21 protein-coding genes are annotated in these 21,771 nt (G+C 37.0%); 11 read left to right on the forward strand and 10 right to left on the reverse strand.

Features of this window, described 5'->3' with window-relative positions:
* Positions 1-79 precede the first annotated feature (79 nt).
* Entirely contained in the window at positions 80-1,078 is a 999-nt protein-coding gene (locus JR347_RS09285) for a hypothetical protein (protein WP_205723773.1), read from the forward strand.
* Between the two features lie 8 nt (positions 1,079-1,086).
* On the opposite strand, the gene JR347_RS09290 is transcribed toward JR347_RS09285, so the two are convergent.
* On the reverse strand, positions 1,087-1,992 hold the full coding sequence (locus JR347_RS09290) for a LysR family transcriptional regulator (RefSeq protein WP_205723774.1): 906 nt from the start codon (positions 1,990-1,992) through the stop codon (positions 1,087-1,089).
* A gap of 89 nt (positions 1,993-2,081) precedes the next feature.
* On the opposite strand from JR347_RS09290, the gene JR347_RS09295 reads away from it, so the two are divergent.
* The 8 genes from JR347_RS09295 (at position 2,082) to JR347_RS09330 (ending at position 11,587) form a co-directional block, all read left to right on the forward strand.
* A complete protein-coding gene (locus JR347_RS09295; RefSeq protein ID WP_205723775.1) occupies positions 2,082-2,345 on the forward strand; it encodes a hypothetical protein in 264 nt (87 codons plus the stop codon).
* An 11-nt stretch (positions 2,346-2,356) separates the two neighbouring features.
* The gene (locus tag JR347_RS09300; protein WP_235689787.1) at positions 2,357-3,310 is read left to right on the forward strand and encodes a sodium-dependent bicarbonate transport family permease; all 954 of its coding nucleotides are present in this window, start codon (positions 2,357-2,359) and stop codon (positions 3,308-3,310) included.
* Positions 3,311-3,332: 22 nt separating this feature from the next.
* Positions 3,333-4,844, forward strand: a complete 1,512-nt coding sequence (locus JR347_RS09305; protein WP_205723776.1) for an NADP-dependent isocitrate dehydrogenase — start codon at positions 3,333-3,335, stop codon at positions 4,842-4,844.
* 11 nt (positions 4,845-4,855) lie between these two features.
* A complete protein-coding gene (locus JR347_RS09310; RefSeq protein WP_205723777.1) occupies positions 4,856-5,791 on the forward strand; it encodes a universal stress protein in 936 nt (311 codons plus the stop codon).
* A gap of 165 nt (positions 5,792-5,956) precedes the next feature.
* A complete protein-coding gene (locus JR347_RS09315) occupies positions 5,957-6,631 on the forward strand; it encodes a TetR/AcrR family transcriptional regulator (RefSeq protein ID WP_235689788.1) in 675 nt (224 codons plus the stop codon).
* Positions 6,632-6,634: 3 nt separating this feature from the next.
* Complete coding sequence (locus JR347_RS09320) at positions 6,635-8,806, forward strand: peptidase domain-containing ABC transporter (protein ID WP_205723778.1); 2,172 nt, start codon at positions 6,635-6,637, stop codon at positions 8,804-8,806.
* Positions 8,807-8,810: 4 nt separating this feature from the next.
* A complete protein-coding gene (locus JR347_RS09325) occupies positions 8,811-10,172 on the forward strand; it encodes an HlyD family secretion protein (protein ID WP_205723779.1) in 1,362 nt (453 codons plus the stop codon).
* Complete coding sequence (locus tag JR347_RS09330) at positions 10,169-11,587, forward strand: TolC family protein (RefSeq protein ID WP_205723780.1); 1,419 nt, start codon at positions 10,169-10,171, stop codon at positions 11,585-11,587. The genes JR347_RS09325 and JR347_RS09330 overlap by 4 nt, the downstream gene beginning before the upstream one ends.
* Positions 11,588-11,590: 3 nt before the next feature.
* On the opposite strand, the gene JR347_RS09335 is transcribed toward JR347_RS09330, so the two are convergent.
* The 8 genes from JR347_RS09335 to JR347_RS09370 form a co-directional block, all read right to left on the reverse strand.
* On the reverse strand, positions 11,591-12,133 hold the full coding sequence (locus JR347_RS09335; RefSeq protein ID WP_205723781.1) for a DUF4287 domain-containing protein: 543 nt from the start codon (positions 12,131-12,133) through the stop codon (positions 11,591-11,593).
* Between the two features lie 135 nt (positions 12,134-12,268).
* Positions 12,269-13,051 (reverse strand): SDR family oxidoreductase, encoded by a 783-nt coding sequence (locus JR347_RS09340; RefSeq protein ID WP_205723782.1) that lies wholly within the window; start codon positions 13,049-13,051, stop codon positions 12,269-12,271.
* An 89-nt stretch (positions 13,052-13,140) separates the two neighbouring features.
* Positions 13,141-15,585: an FtsX-like permease family protein gene (locus tag JR347_RS09345; protein ID WP_205723783.1), complete on the reverse strand. Its 2,445-nt coding sequence runs from the start codon at positions 15,583-15,585 to the stop codon at positions 13,141-13,143.
* A gap of 148 nt (positions 15,586-15,733) precedes the next feature.
* Complete coding sequence (locus tag JR347_RS09350) at positions 15,734-16,183, reverse strand: acyl-CoA thioesterase (protein ID WP_205723784.1); 450 nt, start codon at positions 16,181-16,183, stop codon at positions 15,734-15,736.
* On the reverse strand, positions 16,173-16,682 hold the full coding sequence (locus JR347_RS09355; RefSeq protein WP_205723785.1) for a dihydrofolate reductase: 510 nt from the start codon (positions 16,680-16,682) through the stop codon (positions 16,173-16,175). The genes JR347_RS09350 and JR347_RS09355 overlap by 11 nt, the downstream gene beginning before the upstream one ends.
* A gap of 132 nt (positions 16,683-16,814) precedes the next feature.
* Complete coding sequence (gene tnpA, locus JR347_RS09360) at positions 16,815-17,261, reverse strand: IS200/IS605 family transposase (protein ID WP_205723786.1); 447 nt, start codon at positions 17,259-17,261, stop codon at positions 16,815-16,817.
* Between the two features lie 303 nt (positions 17,262-17,564).
* Entirely contained in the window at positions 17,565-18,482 is a 918-nt protein-coding gene (gene fmt, locus JR347_RS09365; protein WP_235689789.1) for a methionyl-tRNA formyltransferase, read from the reverse strand.
* Positions 18,483-18,515: 33 nt separating this feature from the next.
* The gene (locus JR347_RS09370) at positions 18,516-19,688 is read right to left on the reverse strand and encodes an exo-beta-N-acetylmuramidase NamZ family protein (RefSeq protein WP_205723787.1); all 1,173 of its coding nucleotides are present in this window, start codon (positions 19,686-19,688) and stop codon (positions 18,516-18,518) included.
* A 39-nt stretch (positions 19,689-19,727) separates the two neighbouring features.
* On the opposite strand from JR347_RS09370, the gene JR347_RS09375 reads away from it, so the two are divergent.
* Entirely contained in the window at positions 19,728-20,948 is a 1,221-nt protein-coding gene (locus JR347_RS09375) for an ABC transporter permease (RefSeq protein WP_205723788.1), read from the forward strand.
* 55 nt (positions 20,949-21,003) lie between these two features.
* On the forward strand, positions 21,004-21,417 hold the full coding sequence (locus tag JR347_RS09380; RefSeq protein ID WP_205723789.1) for a (4Fe-4S)-binding protein: 414 nt from the start codon (positions 21,004-21,006) through the stop codon (positions 21,415-21,417).
* Here the strand turns inward: JR347_RS09380 and JR347_RS09385 are convergent.
* Positions 21,414-21,698 (reverse strand): hypothetical protein, encoded by a 285-nt coding sequence (locus tag JR347_RS09385; RefSeq protein WP_205723790.1) that lies wholly within the window; start codon positions 21,696-21,698, stop codon positions 21,414-21,416. The genes JR347_RS09380 and JR347_RS09385 overlap by 4 nt on opposite strands.
* Positions 21,699-21,771 lie beyond the last annotated feature (73 nt).

Genomic DNA, 21,771 nt, shown 5'->3' on the forward strand with positions numbered 1-21,771 from the left:
CCGCGGAATTCGTTAAATTATCTGTTCATTGAACCTACTATAGTTGAGTCGCAGTTATCACATCTTTCTGATTTTAGTTTTGCTCATTAGCAACCAGTACTCGGTTTATAGTCAGCAAGACGAAGCATTGGTGATTGAAGAGGAAGGCGAATTAGTAGAGGCGGCTAATCGATATAAACCACGCCCCAAGTTCCTTGTATTCGAAACAGAGTTTATTAACAATTTCACGGTAACTTCTAATTCAGATGAAATTGGTAATGCGGAAGCTAATGTGTCTCAAAACCTGATAAGAGAGGGTAAGATTAAATTTCCAATTATATTGAAAGAACGCACGAATATCATCGGTGGGTTTGGCTATCGGCACGAGCAGTTTAAATTCAATAATCTGACCGATGCAAACTACCCACTGTTCGAAAGATTTGATGATAAATCGTTAAAGCGAGTTACTTTCAGCAGCTACCTAAAGCATGATTTCAATGAAAAGAAATTCTTGTTTATGTACTTCAATAGTTCTTTAAATAGCGATAAGCCAAGGTTTAGATATTTTCTACCACAATTAAAGATATCACTTGCTACATTAAAGGGTAAGCGCATTGGTCTTCATAAAGAGATTGGTTACGGCATTTCTTTTGGCTATGATTTTGGTCAACCTGCTGTTTTTCCACTATTTATGTTAAATAATGATTTTTCTCTGCATTGGGGGTATGAATTACTATTGCCAAAAAGTGCCAAGTTAAGGTACTCACCCAATGTTTCGAATCACTTTATTTCCACATTGGAGCTTCAGGGTGCCAGCTATTACTTGAGGGATAGCGTTTTGGAAAGTTATAATGAGCTGGAGTTTAGAAGGTCGTCTGTTCGCTTTACACTTACCTATGAAAGGGAAATACACGATTGGCTATGGTTTGGCCTTACTGCCGGTTATCGAATTCCTATCAATATATTTTTATCTGAACCTGGCGACAGGCGAGCTGATGCCGTAATTACTATTGAGGCGAGAACAGCTCCATATATAAACTTTGCTATTTTTCTTGTACCACCTAACAAACTCTACAATAGGGCAAAGGGGAGTGGGTAGCTAAGTTATTATTCAAAATATTCACTAATAATTTTTGATTTATGAGTTTCCATATGCTTTACCAATGCTGTTCCTGCTGGAGTTAAATTTTTTCCAGAGGCCCAAACCAAATTCCAATTAGTAATAATGGGCAAGCCAGGGAGTGTAATTGTTTGTAAAAGCCCTAATTGTAAGGAATGACGCAACCCAATCATAGGCATAATAGAAACACCTAAACCAGCCATAACAGCTTGCTTAACCGCCTCATTAGAGGTTAGCTCCATAGTTCTCTTTGCCCGTATCTTATTTTTAGCCAAAAAGCCTTCCATAGCCTTTCTGGTAGCTGAACCCTGCTCCCTAAATATTAAGGGAATATCTTCGAGGCTTTGAAGTCCCATTTTTTTAATCTGCTCAAAATATGCCTTACCGCATACTAGCTGTAAAACATTATCCATCAATTCAATCCTTTCTAAAGCCATTTCCGGTAAAACAGATACCAACGCGAAGTCAGTTTCATTTTTAGCCAAACTCTCAACTACCAGGTTTTTGTTCGTTACATCAATGGAAATATCAACGTTGGGGTGCTCGTGAACAAATTCTGTGAGAAAGTAAGGAATAACATACTTACCAGTAGATACCGATGATATTTTAATGCGGCCTGTCAATAACCCTTTGTATTGATTAGTTGTATCATTAATCAGGTCGGCACCTTCAAGCAGTCTTTCGCTTAATATATAAATGCGCTGACCGAAATCAGTAATAAAAAGCTGTCGACCAATAATTTCAGTTAAGGGTACATCAAATTGCTCCTGTAATTTTTTTAGCTGAATAGAAACTGCCGGCTGTGTTAAATGTAATGCCTCAGCGGCCTTTGTAATACTCTTTAGTTCACAAACCTTGGCAAATACTTTAAGTTGATGAAGGGTATAGTGCATAAATATTAGTTAATGTATTGTATAAATATATTAAATAAAAATTTATAAAAAATGTTTTTCACATTTGCATAAACAAAAATTAATACATTATGACTATTTACATTAACTCTACTTATTCAGGCGAAAGAACAGATGTATTGGAAAGACCAGATAACAATGCAGATTTAAAGAGCTTGCTAAAAGAAACTCTTAACGAGAAAAGTGAGTCAGGAAAAAATATAAAGTGGATTGATGACAATACGCTAGAAATTAATGGGGTAGCACCGATGGCACTTCACACTTTTGTCTTGAAGGCTGAAGAGTTGGGTAAGGAGATTAAATATACGAAGAAGACCATCATAGAGATCTCTTAATTAGTTCTAGATTGCTAGATAACTTAACAAATCCTGCATTGCTCTTTTTTCTGCTTGGTATTTTTGCCTCGCAGGTCAAAAGTGATCTTAAGATACCTGATAACTCTTCAAAGTTCATTTCTATCTATTTACTCCTCTCCATAGGTTTTAAAGGGGGGCAGGAATTAGCACACTCGGCCTTAGATGGCGAAATAATATGGAGTATGCTTTTGGGAATCTTCTTGGCGCTTATAGTACCTCTGTATACTTTCTTTATTCTAAAAACAAAACTTAGTATTGATAACGCAGGTGCCATTGCCGCAGCTTATGGTTCAGTAAGTGCCGTTACATTTGTAACGGCAATTTCATTTCTTGACTTTGAGCAAGTTTCCTATAACGGGCACATGATTGCTGTAATGGCTTTAATGGAGGCTCCTGCCATTATCGTGGGAGTACTTCTCATAAACTTATGTGCAAAGGAAAAATACACGAATGCTTCAATGCCGAGTATAATTAAGCATTCTTTAAATAATGCTAGTGTACTTCTGATTCTTGGTAGTATGGTCATCGGTTTTCTGGCGAGCGAAGAACAGGCAGAAGGTATTAGGCCTTTTACAACAGATATTTTCAAAGGGTTTTTAGCGGTATTTCTTCTAGATATGGGAATTACTGCTGGCGCTCAAATTAAGAGCCTATTTAAAAACGGTGTATTTGTAGTAGTCTTTTCAACAGTCATACCATTCATCAATGGTCTTTTGGCACTTTATTTTGCGTCATTACTTACCAATTCAGCCGGCAACATGTTGTTATTTGCTCTATTGGGAGCTAGCGCTTCGTACATCGCGGTACCTGCAGCTATGAAAAATGCAGTTCCTTCAGCCAACCCGGGTTTGTATTTACCTATGGCTTTGGGCATAACGTTTCCAATTAATGTGATTATTGGAATACCCTTTTACTACATGATCATTACTCACTTCGTCATTTAAAAATTACTAAAACAATATTCTTATGAATAATCAAATATTAGAACAACAGGAAAAGAATAATAAAACAAGCCAAGCGGTTAAAATAGCTGTTGCCAAAGGCGATGGAATTGGCCCTGAAATAATGAACGCCACATTAAAAATAATGCAGGCGGCAGGTGCTAAAATCGAACCTGAGTATATCGAATTGGGTGAGAAGGCCTATCTATCAGGTCATACATCGGGTATCACACAAGACTCTTGGGATACCATCCACAAGAGCAAGATTATTTTAAAGGCACCCATTACAACGCCTCAAGGGAAAGGTTATAAAAGCTTAAATGTAACACTAAGAAAATCATTGGCCCTATATGCCAATGTTAGACCCGTAAGCGCTTTGCACCCTTACATTCAAACACATTTTCCGGGCATGGATGTGGTGATTATTCGTGAGAATGAAGAAGATCTATATGCAGGAATTGAACACCAGCAAACTCAGGATGTGGTACAGTGTTTAAAGCTGATCACGCGCCCAGGTTGTGAGCGAATAATCAGGTATGCGTTTGAATATGCCAAAGCATATGGCCGCAAGAAAGTAACTTGTATGGTAAAGGATAACATCATGAAACTAACTGACGGTTTATTTCATCAGGTGTTTGATGAAATCGCGGTCGAATATCCTACTATCCAATCTGAAACTCAGATAATTGACATCGGCTCTGCAAGATTAGCTGCTAAACCTCAGAACTACGATGTGATTGTAACCTCCAATTTGTATGGCGACATTATTTCAGATATCGCAGCTGAAATAGCCGGATCGGTAGGCATGGCGGGTTCGGCAAATATAGGTACCAATGTAGCCATGTTTGAGGCCATTCATGGTTCTGCACCTGATATAGCTGGAAAAAATATCGCAAATCCATCAGGGTTGCTAAATGCCGCTGTAATGATGCTTGCCCACATAGGTCAGGCGAAAGTGGCCGATAAAATTAAAAATGCCTGGTTAACAACATTAGAGCATGGCTATCATACGGCTGATATTTACCAGGAAGGTATTAGTAAACATAAAGTATCTACAGATAATTTTGCCGATGAAGTGATAGCAAGGCTCGGTCTGCAGCCTGAGAACCTTCCTATGAGTGAACTAAGTAAAGGAAATGGAGAAATAAAGATTCCTGCTTATCAGCGCAAGCAGGAAAAGAAAGAGCTTGTTGGAGTTGATGCATTCATCGATTGGCAAGGGAATGATCCTGAAGAAATAGGCCAGGCATTATCCAACATTGAGGCTTACAAGCTAAAGCTAAAAATGATCACTAATAGAGGTGTGAAGGTATATCCGCAAGGGTTAAAAGAAACTTATTGCACCGATCATTGGAGATGCAGGTTCGTGGCGATAGACAGCAAAGCAGATGGTGAACCAACGTATCAGCCTGTAAATTTTGAGCAGGTGGTTGACTTATTATCAAAACTAAATAATGCAGGCTTTGATGTAATTAAGACTGAGAACTTATACGAGTTTGATGGTAGAAGAGGATTTTCATTAGGTCAGGGAGAATAAATAAAAGAACTATGAAGAAAATGCAAAATTGGCTGATAGACTTAAACGCAATTACGTTAGGTTCGGAAGCCCTGGAAAACATAATGTCGCTTGCTAATCAGCTAAAGCCAAAGACAATACACTTTATTCATGTGGCGAAGAAAGTAGAGCTACCTGCTGATCTTAAATCAGAATTCCCTGATTTGCAGCAAGTAGAAATAAAAAGCCAGGCAGAAAAAGTAATGGAACTTGCAGCTTCCGAACTTTCAAAGGAAATTGAAGTAAGTGTGACAGCCAAAATCGGAGATGTGCTCGCTGAGATTTTAAACGTTGCCACAGAAAACCAGTCGGATTTAATTTTAACAACTTGCTCTGCTTCAGTAATTACAAGAGTAATAAAAGAAGCACCGTGTCACGTAATGGTTGTTCCTGAAAAGAAAGTAGATGTTAAAAGTATTTTCATTCCCATTGACTTTTCTAAGCAAACGGAGCTGAGCATGGAACTAGTGAATGCGTTAGATACGAATTTAAGTATTGAGAATGTACAAGCTATTCATTTTTATAAAGATGCATCGTATTACATTCAAAAAGTGTGTGAGTCTCCTTACGAAGTAGAGGAATTGATTAAAGAGAGAATTGAGCTCAATGGCAAGCTAAATACTTATTCAAAACATAAAAGAGAAAGGTTTACTGCAGACCATTCACATTTAAATGACTTGAAGGTGAGCGACTATAAAGTTTCCAAGGGAATTGATCCCCACAGAGCTGTTAATGAAGCCATTCAACAATCTAACAGCCAACTGATAGTTTTGGGAGCGTTTACCAATAAGGAAGATCAACCTGGCTTGTTAGGTAAAGTACCTTATTCAATGAATTTTAATGATGATAAATATTATATAGTAGCCAAGGAAGGTGCATTCATAGATGAAAATAAAAGCCTTTTTAAAGCCATTTTAAACTTTGCTTGATTCAATAAGGTGATGTTTGAAGTAAGGGCAGTCATTTATTGACTGCCTTTTTCAATTAATTTTCTAATTCTCAAAACATTTTAATCGCATTATCGTTAAACGTATATCGTAAATAATAGTAATACTATTATAAAATAGAGTTCAAGTTTTATCTTTAAGAGTACAATGGCTGTATTACAATTATTAATGAGCGATAAGCTTTTTCTTCGCGATCCGCAGGAAACGGAGCTGGGAAGGAAAATCCTTCAAGAAGGTATTGCTATGATTGATGAGCTTGGCTTTGAAAAGTTTACCTTCAAAAAGCTAGCTGCAAAAATTGAATCAACAGAGGCATCTATTTACCGCTATTTTGAGAATAAACATAAACTCCTGGTATATCTGATAGCCTGGTACTGGAATTGGCTTGAGTACAAAATCGATTATGGAACTCAGAACATAGATGACCCCATTCAAAAACTTGAAATTGCATTGCGTATAGTTTCTGAAGATAAAAAGCAGGATAGTTCATTTCCTCAAATTGACGAAGAGGCCTTATACAGAATTGTTAAAGTAGAATCTGACAAAACCTACCTTACAAAGCAGGTGGATAGTGATAATAAGGAAGGGTTATTCAGAGGTTATAAATCATTATGTACCAGAATTGCTTCATATATTAAAGAATATAACCCAAATTACGGGCATCCAAATTCATTAATCAGTACGGTTTTGCAGGCGGCACATCATCAGTTATTTTATGCCGAGCATCTACCGGCCTTAACTGACTTGAAATGTGACGAAAACATTCACGAACAAAGCAAACTCTTCCTAACGGATATGGTTCTTAAAACGATCAAAGCTTAATCCATGAACAGTAATCAGATAATTCAAATCATACGTGATTCAGCTAATCTCTTAAAGCAAGATTTCGATGGATTAGCGCTGAGCGATATAGACTCGAGCCCAAGAAACTATGAGCGTTTAGAACTAGCAGAGTTCAAAAGAGACCTTATTGAAGCTGCCAACAAGCAGCGTATTATATATCTGGATAATCAGCTTCCTTACGATGAGTTCACCACCTTTATTCAGCAAGTTGAGATTCCCATCGTTGCGTTTGAAGATAGTGGAAAGGATTTAGTACCGATTATTCTCTACAAGCGAAATAGAGAACTTCAAGTTCTTCGTTTGGGTAAAGATGTTTCTCACACATTCGATTACGATCAAGAGTATTGCAAAAAGCTTTATCAGGAAGATGGCAAGGTTCAATTCATGGGTGTATTCTCTTACCAAAGTTTGGTGAGTGACGATCCTGAAGATGGCGAAGAGACAAGAAAGTTAAATCCGGTGCAGAGGTTGATCCGTCTTCTTTCTGAAGAGAAAAAAGATATTTTCTACATCTATGTATATGCAGTGTTGGTGGGTCTCATCAGTTTAACGCTGCCATTGGGTATTCAGGCTACAGTTTCACTAATATCTGGTGGTGTAGTATTTAGTTCTGTTTACGTACTTATAGGGTTAGTAATAGCAGGCGTAATGGCCACAGGAGGTTTGCAGGTAATGCAGATTACATTGGTGGAATACTTGCAAAGGCGGGTATTTACTAAAGCGGCATTTGAATTTGCTTTTAGAGTACCTCGTATAAAGGCCGAGGCTTTATTAAAGTACTATCCGCCAGAACTCATGAACCGCTTTTTTGACGTGCTTACCATTCAAAAAGGGTTACCAAAGTTATTGATAGACTTATCGGCAGGGGTTATTCAAATTGCCTTTGGCTTGTTATTACTTTCATTCTATCACCCGTTTTTCGTGTTTTTCAGTTTGGTGTTAGTGGGTAACCTTGTGATGATTTTCTACTTCACAGGGCCAAAAGGATTGCAGTCATCCATCAAAGAATCAAAATATAAATATAAGGTTGTGTATTGGTTAGAGGAGCTGGCAAGAACAATCAACTCCTTTAAACTCTCAGGAAATACCCCTTTGCCAATTAGGAAAACAGATTACAATGTAAACAACTACTTAAGAAACAGAAAGGCCCACTTCGGTATATTAATAAGTCAGTATGCATTTATCCTGCTTTTTAAAGCACTTGTTACTGGTGGGTTATTAATAATCGGTACCATCTTGGTGATTCAAAGAGAAATAACCTTGGGTCAGTTTGTAGCATCTGAGGTAATCATCATTTTAACACTAAGTTCTGTTGAGAAAATTATCATGTATATGGATGTAGTATATGATATGCTTACGGCTGTTGATAAAATTTCTCAGGTAACAGATTTGCCATTAGAAAAGAGTGGCGGTATGGATATACCTACAAATAAGGGAAAAGGATTTAATGTAAGGGTTAAAGACTTAAAATATAAATTCCCGGGTTCTAGTGGCTATGCATTAAACAATGTAAACATTAATATCCAAAGTGGTGAGCGAGTCTGTATTTCAGGAGGTGGAGGATCGGGTAAAACCGTGTTTACGAATACCATTGCAGGCCTTAATATGAATTATGAAGGTATCATCACAATGGATAATTACTCATTAAGAGACTTAGATGTAACCAATTTGAGAGATAAGATTGGCAAAAATGTAAGTCAGGAAGATATTTTTGAGGGCACTATCATTGAGAATATTTTATTGTCAAAGCCACATGCAAAATCTGAAGATGCAATGTGGGCTATTGAGAAGGTTGGCATTGCCGATGCAATTCATAATATGCCTGAGGGGCTGGATACTCAAATGCTTAGTGGCGGCAAGGGCCTTTCAAATGGTTTGGTGAATAAAATAATTCTGGCAAGATGTTTAGCGAAGCATCCTAGTTTGTTGATATTGAATGACTTTTTTAATGACTTCTTAAAGAGCGAACGATTAGCACTAATAAGTATGCTGGCAGATAAAGAAAATTCATGGACTTTAATAGTTGTTTCCAATGATCCAGTGATCATGGCTGCATGCGACAGAGTTATTCTAATGGAAGATGGAACAATAAAGACAGAAGGCCCGTTTGAGGACCTGGTTAAATCTGATGAGTTAAGTAAAATCATTAATTAATGCCATGAACTTAAAAGACGAGCTTACTGACAATCAACTTTATACGTTAAAGATACTTAAAACACCAAGTGCAGGTAGAGCTTTGGCCAGATGGCTAATGGGTCTGTCTGGGTTGTTTTTCATTCTACTTTTTCTCCCATGGCAGCAGAATATCAGAGGTACTGGAAAGGTAACAGCCTTTACACCTGGCAATAGGCCTCAGACTGTCGAATCGGCAATTCCAGGTAGAATTTCCAGTTGGAATATTAGGGAAGGACAGTTTGTGAATAAGGGAGACACCATTGTTACTTTAAGTGAAATAAAAGATAAGTTCTTTGATCCTAATTTACTAACCAGGTTATCGGAACAGGTAGAGGCCAAAAGGAGCAGCATAGAATCTAAAAGATTGAAAGCTGAGGCCTTAAAAACGCAAATTAAAGCCTTAAGAAGTGCATTGGACGTAAAGTACAAACAGGCTCAGAACAAACTAAAGCAAACGGAATTAAAGCTTGTAAGTGATAGCGTTGATTATGAAGCTGAGCAAATCCGATTTAGAAACTTTGAAAGTCAATACGCCAGAAATAAGACTTTATTTGAAGCAGGAAACATTGCATTGACTAAATATCAGGATATAGAGTCCAAGTATCAGGAATCTAAAATGAAGGTGGTTTCTTCTGAAAATAAATTTTTACAAACAAAGGCCGAACTTATTAATGCTCAAGTAAACCTGGCTGGTGTACAGGCCGAATATCAGGATAAAATCAGTAAGTCTGAGTCTGAATTAAATGCAACTTTAGCAAGTTTATACGAATCTGAAGGAGATTTATCAAAAACGCGTAACGAGTTTGCAAACATGCAAATTAGGAATGACCAATATCAATTAATTGCTCCGCAATCTGGTTATGTGGTTAAAGCCATGCAAGCAGGTATTGGCGAGACAATAAAAGAGGGAGAAGCTGTAGTTACCATAATGCCGGAAAACCCGGATATGGCGGTGGAAATGTATGTTAAAGCTATGGATGTTCCACTATTGTCAAAAGGACGAAAAGTGAGGGTTGAATTTGATGGGTGGCCAGCGCTGCAAGTGTCAGGATGGCCAAGTGTATCGGTAGGTACATTTGGTGGCGAGGTGCAGGTAATTGACTTTGTAAATAGCAGGGCCGGTGAGTTTAGAATATTAGTGACCCCTGATCCTGAAGATGAGCCATGGCCATCAATACTCAGGATAGGCTCAGGTACCAAAGGTTGGGTAATGTTGGATGATGTGCCTATTTGGTATGAAATCTGGCGAAACCTGAATGGCTTCCCTCCAAGCTTATATGAAGAGCCGCTGGATTTGGATTCTCAGAAAGCGAAAGAAACAGTTGAAAAGAAAACCACAAAATGAGAATTGTAGTTGTTTTACTTTTCATTTGCCTGAGACTGCCAGCCTACGGACAGTCTGATACTACTGTGGTACTCACTTTTGATGAGTACTATAGCTTGGTGATTAACAACCATCCGATTGTTAAGCAGTCTGAACTCCTTACTGCTGACGCAGCAATGGAATTAAGGTTAGCCAGAGGGTCATTCGACCCTAAACTGGAAGGCACCTGGGATTTTAAGGAGTTTAAAGATTCAGAATATTACAACAAGCTCGATGTCTCATTGAAGATACCTACCTGGTTTCCTGTTAATCCAGTAGTTGGGATGCAAAGAAATTTAGGCGAGTATCTCAGTTCAGAAAATTTCATATCAGAAGAAACGGATTACCAGCAGGTTTATGCCGGGGTTTCTGTACCTATTGGTCAAGGGTTGTTTATCGATCAGCGTAGAGCTACCATCAGGCAAGCACAATTACTTCAGGAAATGGCTGAGGCCGAACAGATAAAGGCCATTAACAAAATTTTATTAACGGCAACAAAAGATTATTGGGAGTGGTACTTCGCCTATAACAATTATGAGTTGTTACAGCGTAGTATTGCTCTGGCACAAGATATTTTCGATCGAACCAAAATGGCACACGAATACGGTGAGGCCGCTCCGATAGATACAGTGCAGGCCAAAATTAATTTGCTTAATAGAATTACGGCAATGCAGCAAGCCAACATAGATAGAATAAAGGCCGGCCTGAATTTATCTAATCATTTATGGACACCGGACGGAGCACCACTGGAATTAGAATTGAATGTAATACCCGAGCAACCACTTGTGAATACACTATCTGCATCATTGCTCTCTGAGTTACTTAATATGGCCCTTGAAAACCATCCGGAGTTAAGAAAATTGGATTTAAAGAATCAATCGCTAATGGTAGATAGAAGGTTGGCGAGAGAAAATATCAAGCCTAAGTTAAACCTTAACTACTATTTATTAGATCAGCCATTTGATTATGAAGGAAATACGAATGATTTGATTTTTGATGAAAACTATAAAGTAGGAGTGGAGTTTGCTTTCCCTATCTTTTTACGAAAAGAGAGAGCTAAACTTAGCCAGACCAATATCAAATTAGAGCAAAACAGCTATCAGCTGGATTTTACCGAACGACAGGTATTGAATGACATCAATGCTCAATATAATGAAGCGGTGACAACGGCTAACATACTTGAGCAGCAGCAGGAAATGGTGAATAATTATGAATTACTCCTAACGGCTGAGCGCCTCAACTTAGAAAATGGTGAGAGCGATCTGTTTAAACTAAACGTACAGATGGATAAACTCATTGAGTCGCAGTCGAAGCTGATTAAGTTGAAATCGGCCTACCAAAAAGATGTAGCAACACTTTACTGGGCTGCCGGTATTAGTAATTTGGGCAGAAATTAATTCCTAAACGGATAAATCATAAGCTTCTTTCAACCAGCCTTTAAGTTCAGAATCAACATTCTTAATATCAGTAATTTGAACTCTGTGAGTACACATGGTTCCAAACGGACCTGAATGCTCAAGGCGATTTGTAAATTCCTTTCCAGGAAGCTTCAGGCCTAAATCGATACGTGTTTTTGTAGCAGGTTTTATTAAAGCAAATTGCCTTTTTCTGATGATGCTTACACTGCCTTTCTTCGGGGTAACTGTTACATCCTTTCCAAAACTAGTAACTACTTTTAAAAGCGCTTCGTAGAAGGGTTTCAGGTTTTCTTTTCCTTCATATTGGTTGGCAACTAGGTCTTCCTCTGAGCTGTTATCTTCTTTAGACAATAGAACAATGGTATTGGCAAAACCATGAGTTACCCCATGTTCTTTCTTTAGAAAATTTACAGCTTCTGAATGTTTTTCAAATGATTTTGATTTGAGCAGTTTCTTCCACTCGTCCAATGACTTGCCTGTTTTTTCAGGCATATTGTCAATCATAGTTTTTAATGCAGGTTCCATTTTCAAAGTGTTTATTTCAGCAGGATTGAAATAAAGATAATAAATTCATGCCAATGGGTATTGTGCTTTGAGTTTACCAAACCATGCTATCAATAGATGCGAATACGAATTCGTAGAAATGAATTAGGAATGAAATTATCTCACCTTAGCTCTTCGTACCACTTTATTAAATAATGCAGGAAAAAATCGCTTCAGATAAACTCCATAAACCTCTTTACCTCCAATGTTTACTTCAGCTTTATTTTTTTCGATAGCCCGAATCATTTTTTTAGCAAAAATATCGGCAGGCATTCCGTTGGCTTGAGCGCTGTCCATCTCGTTAAGTGTAGAGCCATCCTCAGTAAGTGCGTTTACCGACACATTAGTCTTCACGAAGCCTGGGCAGACCATTGTAATCTTAATATTATCCTGATAAACTTCAGCTCTTAATGCATCAAAAAAGCCATGTAGAGCATGTTTTGATGCCGCATAACCTGAGCGGTATGGTGTGCCGAATTTTCCTACAAGACTTGTTACAACTGCTATGCGGCCGGCCTTCTTCTCCTGAAAATGTGGTAAAAGCGCTTTGGTCAATGCTATTGTGCCCAGATAGTTTACATCCATTAATTTTTTATCTACGGATAAATCCGTTTTTGCTGCCAACGAGCGCTGGCTGATACCTCCGTTATTTATAAGTAGGTCAACCTTTCCAAAAAGTTTTATAGCTGAGTCAGCTTTACTTTTTAGTGAATCAAGGTCGCCTAAATCTAGTGGCAACACCTTTATATTTTCCGGATATTTTGCCTGAATTTGTTGGAGAACACTTTCCCTACGTGCTGAAATTATTAGCTGATTATTTTCAGCTAATGCATGAACTAATGCTTCTCCAATGCCTGAAGATGCTCCTGTGATCCATATAACTTTGTTTTCTAGTTTCATCTATCATTCACAATAAAAAGAATGTATTAAGTTACAAACTTGACAATACACTTTAATCTATCTTACTAATTCTAGTTTATAAAGCGTTATTATTCTTGCCTCAGTGTATTGGCTGGGTTAGTGTGTGCTGCTTTTAAAGTTTTCCAGCCGACTGTAAGTAGTGCTATGAAAGACGTAATTAACCCTGAAATTAAAAAAATACTTACATTCAGGTTAATACGATAAGCAAACTCATTAAGCCAATAATCCATAACTAACCATGCCAATATCGCACCAATTACAAATCCGATTAGAACTTGCTTTAAAAAAGCAAAAGAAAGCAGCAGCATAACTTGTTGCACAGTTGCACCCAGTACCTTTCTAATACCTATTTCTTTAATCCTTCTATCTACCATGAAAGAGGCTAATCCAAATAGTCCAAGACATGAGATAATCATACAGACTGAAGTGAAGTAGGTGATTAGCTTGCCTTCCTTTTCTTCCGTTTTGTAGAGCTGGTCTATATTGTCATCCAAAAATGAATAATTAAAAGGCGTACCTGGAGAGTATTTCTCCCATAGCTTTTGTATGTGTGATATTGATCCTTGAATATCATTATTTACTATTTTTATATTTATGAATCTTACACCAAACTCATAGTTTAATAAAAGTGCGAACGGTTTGATATCTTGATGTAATGTAGCGTAATGAAAATCTTTAACTACACCAATTACTTTACCGTCAGTACCCCATCCATTTTGAATTCTGGTTCCGAGAATAGACTCATTTGTCATACCTAAAGCCTTAACCGCAGCCTCATTTAATATTGCAGCTGAAGAATCTGATGCACGATTTTCATCAAAAAATCGTCCACTTAACAGTTCAATATTTATAGTTTCCGGATATGTGTGATCTACATTTAGAAATTCCCAATTTACCGGATCATCTGGCCTTATGTCTGGTAACGATATGGGTGCACTGTGCCTTCCTTGCATAATAATAGCTGAAGAAGCAGATACACTTGCAATGTTAGGATGTATGTTTAATTCCCGTTTCAGTCTACTGTACTGAGATTGTAGACCATCACCTCGGAGAGGAATTGTAATAATATAGTCTTGCTTAAATCCTAAGGGTTTGTTTTTTACAAATGCCAACTGATCGGTTATTACAATTGTCCCGATTAGTAATAATACAGCAATAGTAAACTGCCCAACCACCAATATTTGTCTGAAAAGTTCACCTTTGAATACACCAGATAAATTATTTTTTAATACGTTGAGAGGGCTAAATGAAGAAAGGTAAAAGGCAGGGTAGCTACCAGCTAAAATCCCAACAAATAAAATAAGAATGGTGCTATAGCCCCAGAACCAATCATTCTGTAAATAGCTATTGGCAATGTGGGTTCCTGCAAATTCATTTAAGTATGGAAGTAGTACTTCTACACCTATCACACCAAATATAAAACTCACAATAGCTAGTAAGAGAGATTCACCAATAAACTGCCCGATAAGTTGCTCTCGGCTACTTCCTAACGCTTTTCTAATCCCTATTTCCTTTGTTCTTTGTGATGCCTGTGCTGTAGCAAGATTCATAAAATTGAAGCATGCAATAAGTAATATTAAAAAGGCAATGGAACTCAGAATATACAATGATTTAACATCACCATTATCTTCAAACTCACCGGCTAAATTTGACTTCAAATGTATATCATGAATATTCTGTAAATATGCTGTGTAGCGCGAAGAGTCTTGTTGGAGTTTAAGATCCAGATACTCATTTACCATTTCTTCTAATCGAGGATCTTTGTTGTTATTAACTCTTAAATAAGTAATCCAAAATGGTGTGCTCCAACTATCCATTCGATCATAATCCTGAATCCACCATTCATCGGCAATAGTAGAAAGACTGGCAAAAAAATGTGGGTGAAAATGCGATTGTTCAGGAACACTCGGCATGATACCTGTTATTTCAAGTGGTATTGATGAATCACCGTTAACATAATTAATTACCTCGCCAATTGGATTGGAATCACCAAAATATTTGAAAGCAATGTTTTCATCAATAACAACGGTATTGGGTCTCACTAAAGCCTCAGAAATGTTTCCATTTTTTAGCTTAAATCCGAAAACGTCAAAAACTGTTGGGTCGGTCCAGAAAAATTGCCCTTCGAAAAACTGCTTATCCTCTTTTTCATAGTTAATTATAATGTCGGCACGGTATTTAAAGAATCTGGTGTATGACTCTATGTTTTTGAACTCACGAGTTAATTCTGGCCCCCATAAACCCGGTGTATAAGTTAGATGATTAATATCATCTGTATTTGCTGACTTAATTTTAGAAGTTATACGAACAATATTTTCAGATTTTGGAAAGTGCTTGTCATATACGAGTTGATACTGTACAAATAAGAGTATAAGCAATGCGCTACAAATACTTATAGCTAACCCAATTACATTTATAGCCGTGTATGATTTATTTCTCAATAAATTACGTAGTGCAACTTTTAGGTAATTCTGTATTAAAAATGTGGGTGAATTATTTATGGTAGATTTCATAGATATGACTTAATTTTAAATCATATGGTTCAATGACTATGCCACCACTAAAAATTCCAATTGGGACCTGTTATGTATCATTTTAAAAAACTTAATGTTTCATTATGAAACATTAATGTTCAAAATAGTACATGGAAAAAAGAAGCCTTCACTTAGCTTTTGAAAGTTCAAAACTTTCCGTTTTGGGCATGCTTTTTAATAAATCTACCACTTCTTTTGGTGGATGCGCCAGCTTTCTTTGTACAAGATCTAACCAGGCACCATCTATGTTTAATTCTGCTGCTTTAATACCATCAGGCCTAAATATCTCATGGTAAAACGACCAACGGGTTCCATCTTCTCGCATTTTTGATAGCGCCACCGTGAGCGTGATATTACCTTGCATACCAATTTCACGTAAAAAGATGGTTTCTTCTCTAAACAATATAGGGCCAATCTTCAACTCTTCCATTAACTTGATGTTAATGCCAGCTTCTTCAAAAATTTTCAAACGCATATGAGCAGCATAGTCGTTATAAGCAGAGTGACGCATATGACGATTAGGGTCGAGATCTGACCATTGAACTTCGAATTCCTTTTTTAGTGGTTTATCTGTCATTTTTTCTCTCGTAAGTTACAAAGTCAAATTCATGTTTATGCTTTTCATCAGTGGGATGGTTCTTTCTATCAATTTCAACCCATTCTGATGTATCATATTTTGGAAAGTAGGCATCACCGTCAAAAGATTCTTTTATTTCAGTAATATACATAGTATCAGCAACGGATAAACCCAATTTATAAATTTCACCACCACCAATAATAAAGGCTTCATTTTCGCCATTTTTCCGAGCAATTTCTAATGCTTCTTCCAATGAATTAACCACTTCAGCACCATCAATGGTAAGACTCTTTTGCCTTGTTACTACAATATTGGTTCTGTTTGGAAGTGGACTAAACTTTGGAGGCAACGACTCAAAGTTTTTGCGACCCATAATTACATGATGCCCTGTAGTCTTAGTCATGAAAAATTTCATATCATCGGGTAATCTCCATACGAGATCATTATCCTTACCTATTACTCTATTTTCGGCCACAGCCGCTATCATTGATATTTTCATTTTTAACTTTTTACCTTATCTGACTTAGCGATGTTTAAATTGTTATTCAAGAATTGCTGATAATCCCGGAGGGATTAAACATTAATAAAAAATTAAAATTAACGAATTGTAACCCTGAAAGGGTTGAACCTATCATAGCAAATATTTTTCATCAAATTCAACTTCATGTGATATTAACATATTCTTATATTCTTCCAAAAAAGAGGATTCAGAATGATGTTTTTCCTGATTCATTACATAATTAATTAACCTTTCTTTCGCTTTGATTGAATAGGTGAATGCTCCATAACCCTCTTGCCAGCCTTTGAAATTTGGAAATAATTTTTCCTCCTTTATAAATGCCGTGCTTGCAAGTTTAATATCTTTAACCAGACTTGATAGTGAAACTGTAGGATGTAAATGGGTTAAAATATGGATATGGTCTTTAATTCCATTGATTCTATACAAATGGCATTTCTTATTTTCTAATAACCTCGAAATATATTTAAACAGTTTCTCTCTGTTCAATTTTGATAATGATTTTTCTCGACCTTTTGTACTGAATACAATTTGATATAGAATCTGTGTGTAGGTGCTCATATGTTAAACCCTTTCAGGGTTGCTATAATATTAAACTTTCTATTTATGTTGAATCCCCTTGGGATTCGCTCTTTCAATTCGTTGGTTACACTTTGATTGCCATTTACAATATGGATTGGAAATAATTACTATTAATTTACCTAATATCAATCCCAGAGGGATTAAATGTGAATAAATCTAAAAATCTAAAAAATTGAAACCCTAACGGGTTTGAACCCATCATGGATACTTTCTATGAAACTGGATTCTATTCTCATTTAATCCTTTCAAGATGAGATGGTATTTTGCTTTATTCCTTCAGGATTATAATTTATTCCCCCTTAAAAACTCCTCAATCTCCATACGCTTTTTGCCTTCTAGTTGTAACTCTTTCACATCAATAAAGCCATTATTAGTAGCGAAATGCAGATACGATTTTCCATCGGTACTATACTCTCCTGCATTTTTGCTGTGAGGTTTAACCACTGGTTTAGTGATGTATATCTTCAGGTTTTTACCATTCAGGGTTGTCCATGCAGCAGGGTAGGGCGATAAGCCTCTGATAAAATCATACACCTTTTCTGTGGGTTGGCTCCAATCAATTTCACAAGTCTCCCTGAAAATTTTAGGTGCATGTTTTAGTTCCTGATCCTCATTTTGTGCTATTTGAGGGTAATCTTCATTAGCAATCGCCTGAGTTGTTTTTAGTACGAGCCCGGCACCCTTTTCCATTAGTCTTGCATATAAATCACCAACAGTATCTTCATTTCGAATGGTTTCTTTCTCCTGAAAAATTATTTTGCCGGTATCAATTTCATGCTTCAGAAAAAAGGTTGTGACACCTGTTTCTTTTTCGCCATTAATAATTGCCCAGTTTATAGGTGCAGCACCACGGTATTGCGGTAGTAATGATGCATGCAAATTAAAGGTGCCAATTTCTGGCATGTTCCAAACAACTTCAGGCAACATTCTAAAGGCTACAACAATCTGCAGATTGGCATTATAGCTTTTGAGTTCTTCAATAAACTCAGGGCTTTTCAGATTTGTAGGTTGCAACACTGGTATATTATGCTTCACAGCACAATCTTTTACTGGTGATGTAGCTAATTGCTGGCCGCGGCCTTTTGGCCTGTCAGGCGCTGTAATTACAGCAACAACATTAAAGTTATTTTCAATTAATATTTCCAGACTGGGAACTGCAAAATCAGGCGTTCCCATGTATATAATTCGTAAATCCTGCATAACTCGATTAATTGCTGCAAAGCTAGGAAAGCACTATTCAAAATCTTTGTATAGCAGGTACTTCTTTCTCATCTTCTTATAAGCATTCAGCTTACTGGCCCACGTTGCCTTTATATCTCTTTCACTCAAGCCAGCTTTAATTTGTTGGATAGTAGAATCATTGCCCACAAGCTTATTAAAATAATCTTTGAAGAACTGATCCTGTTCATCAAACATTTCATAAAACTCTAACAGGTATTTGAGCGTGAAATGAGGTTTAAAATCTATTTTGGAGAGGTCATAGCCATAGCATTTTTTGCCCTCCAATGGCGGATTAACCGACATTCCAGGTATGGACTTTGGAGTGAAACTGTACTTTAACTCAGTTAACTCAGGATGACCAATAATAGTAAAAGGTTGCTGAGTGCCACGTCCTACGCTCACTGCCGTTCCTTCAAAAAGTGCCAGTGAAGGATATAATTTTATCGATTGATCATTAGGTAAATTTGGTGATGGCTTTACTGGCAATGAGTAAACAGTGGAATGCGTATATCCTTTCACGAAGATAACGGTTAATTCACACTTTCCTGCTTCTAGCCAGCCTTCTCCGTTAATCATAGTCGCTAGTTCACCCACGGTTAAACCGTGAACAATAGGTATTGGATGCACTCCAACATAAGATTTCTTTTTAGGGTCTAAAATCGGCCCATCAACATACATACCATTGGGATTAGGCCTGTCGAGTACGATAAACTTTGTTCCAGTTTTGGCGCATGCTTCCATGGCATAATGCATGGCAGTGATAAATGTATAAAACCGAACTCCAACATCCTGGATGTCAAACAGTAAGACATCTACATCTGAGATAAGCTTTTCCGGTATGTACTTGTTATCACCATAAATCGAAACGATAGGAATGCCCGTTTTTTCATCTTTAGCATCCTTAATATCCACCCCATCGGATTTATCGCCTCTAAAGCCATGCTCAGGCGCGAGCACTTTAACTATATTCACTTTATTGGCCAGTAAAACATCTACAATATGCTGTTCGCCTACCAATGACGAGTGATTGGCAAGCAAAGCCACTTTTTTATCATTCAATAGAGGTAAATAAAGCTGTGTTTGCTCAGCACCCACTACAATGGCTTCAGAGTTGGGCTGATTATTTTGTCCAATGCATGAAAGATTGGTAAGTAATAGGATAAATAAGAAGATGGGTTTTTGCATTTATTTACATTTGTCGAAAGTTAAAAATAAAGAAATCGTTTGAACCTGTCCTATTTCATAGCCCGAAGAATCACTCAGAATAAAGACAAGACATTTTCTTCTACCGTACATAAGATTGCTGTGGCAAGTATTTCTGTAGGACTAGCAACAATGATAGTTTCTTTTCTGATATTAAAAGGCTTTCAAAATACAGTAACCGATAAAATTTACAGTTTCAGTTCACACCTACAGGTAACAAAATATACGTTGGACAATTCGTTTGAAGAATATCCTATATCCATTAATACACCATTGTATAATACTCCGGAGCTTTTTCCTTATGTAGATCATGTGCAGGAATTTAGCCACAAAGCAGGGTTAATAAAAACAGATGATGCCGTTACCGGAATGGTAATTAAAGGGGTGAGTGAGCGGTTTGATCAGGAACGGTTTAAACAAAACCTGAAATCGGGTAGGTTTATAGATTTTAGTGATCCCAGTTACTCTAAAGAAATTGTAATTAGTAAAAGCACGGCCAATAAGCTGGATATCAATTTAGGAGATGATATTATCGTTCATTTTTTTCAGAACCCGCCCAGATATAGAAAGTTGGATGTGGTGGGGATCTACGAAACTAACCTGTCTGAGTATTATGATGATAAGTTTATGATTGGTGATATCCGCCTAATTAAAAAATTGAATGATTGGCCCGATAGTATAGCAGGTGGATTAGAAGTATTTGTGAAGAACCCTGATCAGATGGATTATGTGGAAGAAGCTTTAAATGAAGCAGTTCCGCTGGATTTATGGGTGCAAAAGGTGAGCGATAAATATGTACAGATATTTGAATGGCTTCATTTAATCAGTCGCCAGGTAAATATTTTTTTAGGGATAATCCTTTTTGTTGTTTGTGTGAATATGATATCCATTATTTTGATTTTGATCATGGAGCGTACTCAGATGATTGGTTTGTTGAAAGCACTAGGAGGCACGAATGCTCTTATTCGTAGAATTTTTAGTCTTAATGGTGTGCAACTGGTAGCGAAGGGGCTTTTGATTGGTAATTTATTGGGTATTGGTATCTGTGTTATTCAGTACTATCTCAAAATATTTACCTTAAACCCCAAGGATTATTATATGAGCTACGTGCCTATAGGGTGGAATTGGGAAATAGTACTGGCACTTAATGTTTTAACACTTCTGGTAGTAACGGCAATTATTATCATTCCAACCATACTTATTTCCAGAATAAGGCCAATAAAGAGCATAAAATTCGATTAATATTGGTGTATCCACTTTTCGTTGCTTAACTTATATCTCTTAAATAAGCAAAAGAATGGAACCAGTTAAAGAATACACCAATGGCGAAGTAACAATTGTTTGGAAGCCAAAAACTTGCATACATTCAGAAAAATGCTGGCGCGGATTGCCAGAGGTTTTTAAACCAAAAGAAAAACCCTGGATTGATGCGGAAGGAGCATCTACCGATGAAATTGTAAGTCAGGTGAAGAAATGCCCTTCAGGTGCATTGAGTTATTACATGAACAACGAAGAAAACAAAAAAGAGATGAGTAAAATTGAAGTAACAGTTTTAGAAAACGGGCCTTTAATGGTATCCGGTGGATGTGAAATCACGCATAAAGATGGCACTAAAGAAACGAAAGAAAAAGCAGCGTTTTGCAGATGCGGACACTCAGCGAATAAGCCTTTTTGCGATGGATCACATAAGGCCGAGGATTTTAAAGGTTAGCCCTTGTTCATAATAATTTCTTCTATTAATTGAAGAAAACCTTCTTCGCCATATCTGTTGAGATAAGCTTTTAATTGCTTTGTGTCGTAATCAGTCATCACAAAATGATTGATAAAGTAATCTATTTTGTCCTGCGTATTTTTCATCCTGCTTAACTCACCCTTATTGGTGGCAAGTATATATTCAATTTTGGATTTATATGCCTTTTCACCCACAATCCCAAAGTCTAAAAGTTCGTCTAATTCTACATTCATCGTTACTTCATACATTTGACCCTTCAATTGTAATCAATTAAGTAGACTGGGTAAAGTGGGGATCTTTGGAAGAGAGTATTAAATACTAGTGGTTTTCAAT

The sequence above is a fragment of the Fulvivirga lutea genome (assembly GCF_017068455.1).
Taxonomy (GTDB): domain Bacteria; phylum Bacteroidota; class Bacteroidia; order Cytophagales; family Cyclobacteriaceae; genus Fulvivirga; species Fulvivirga lutea.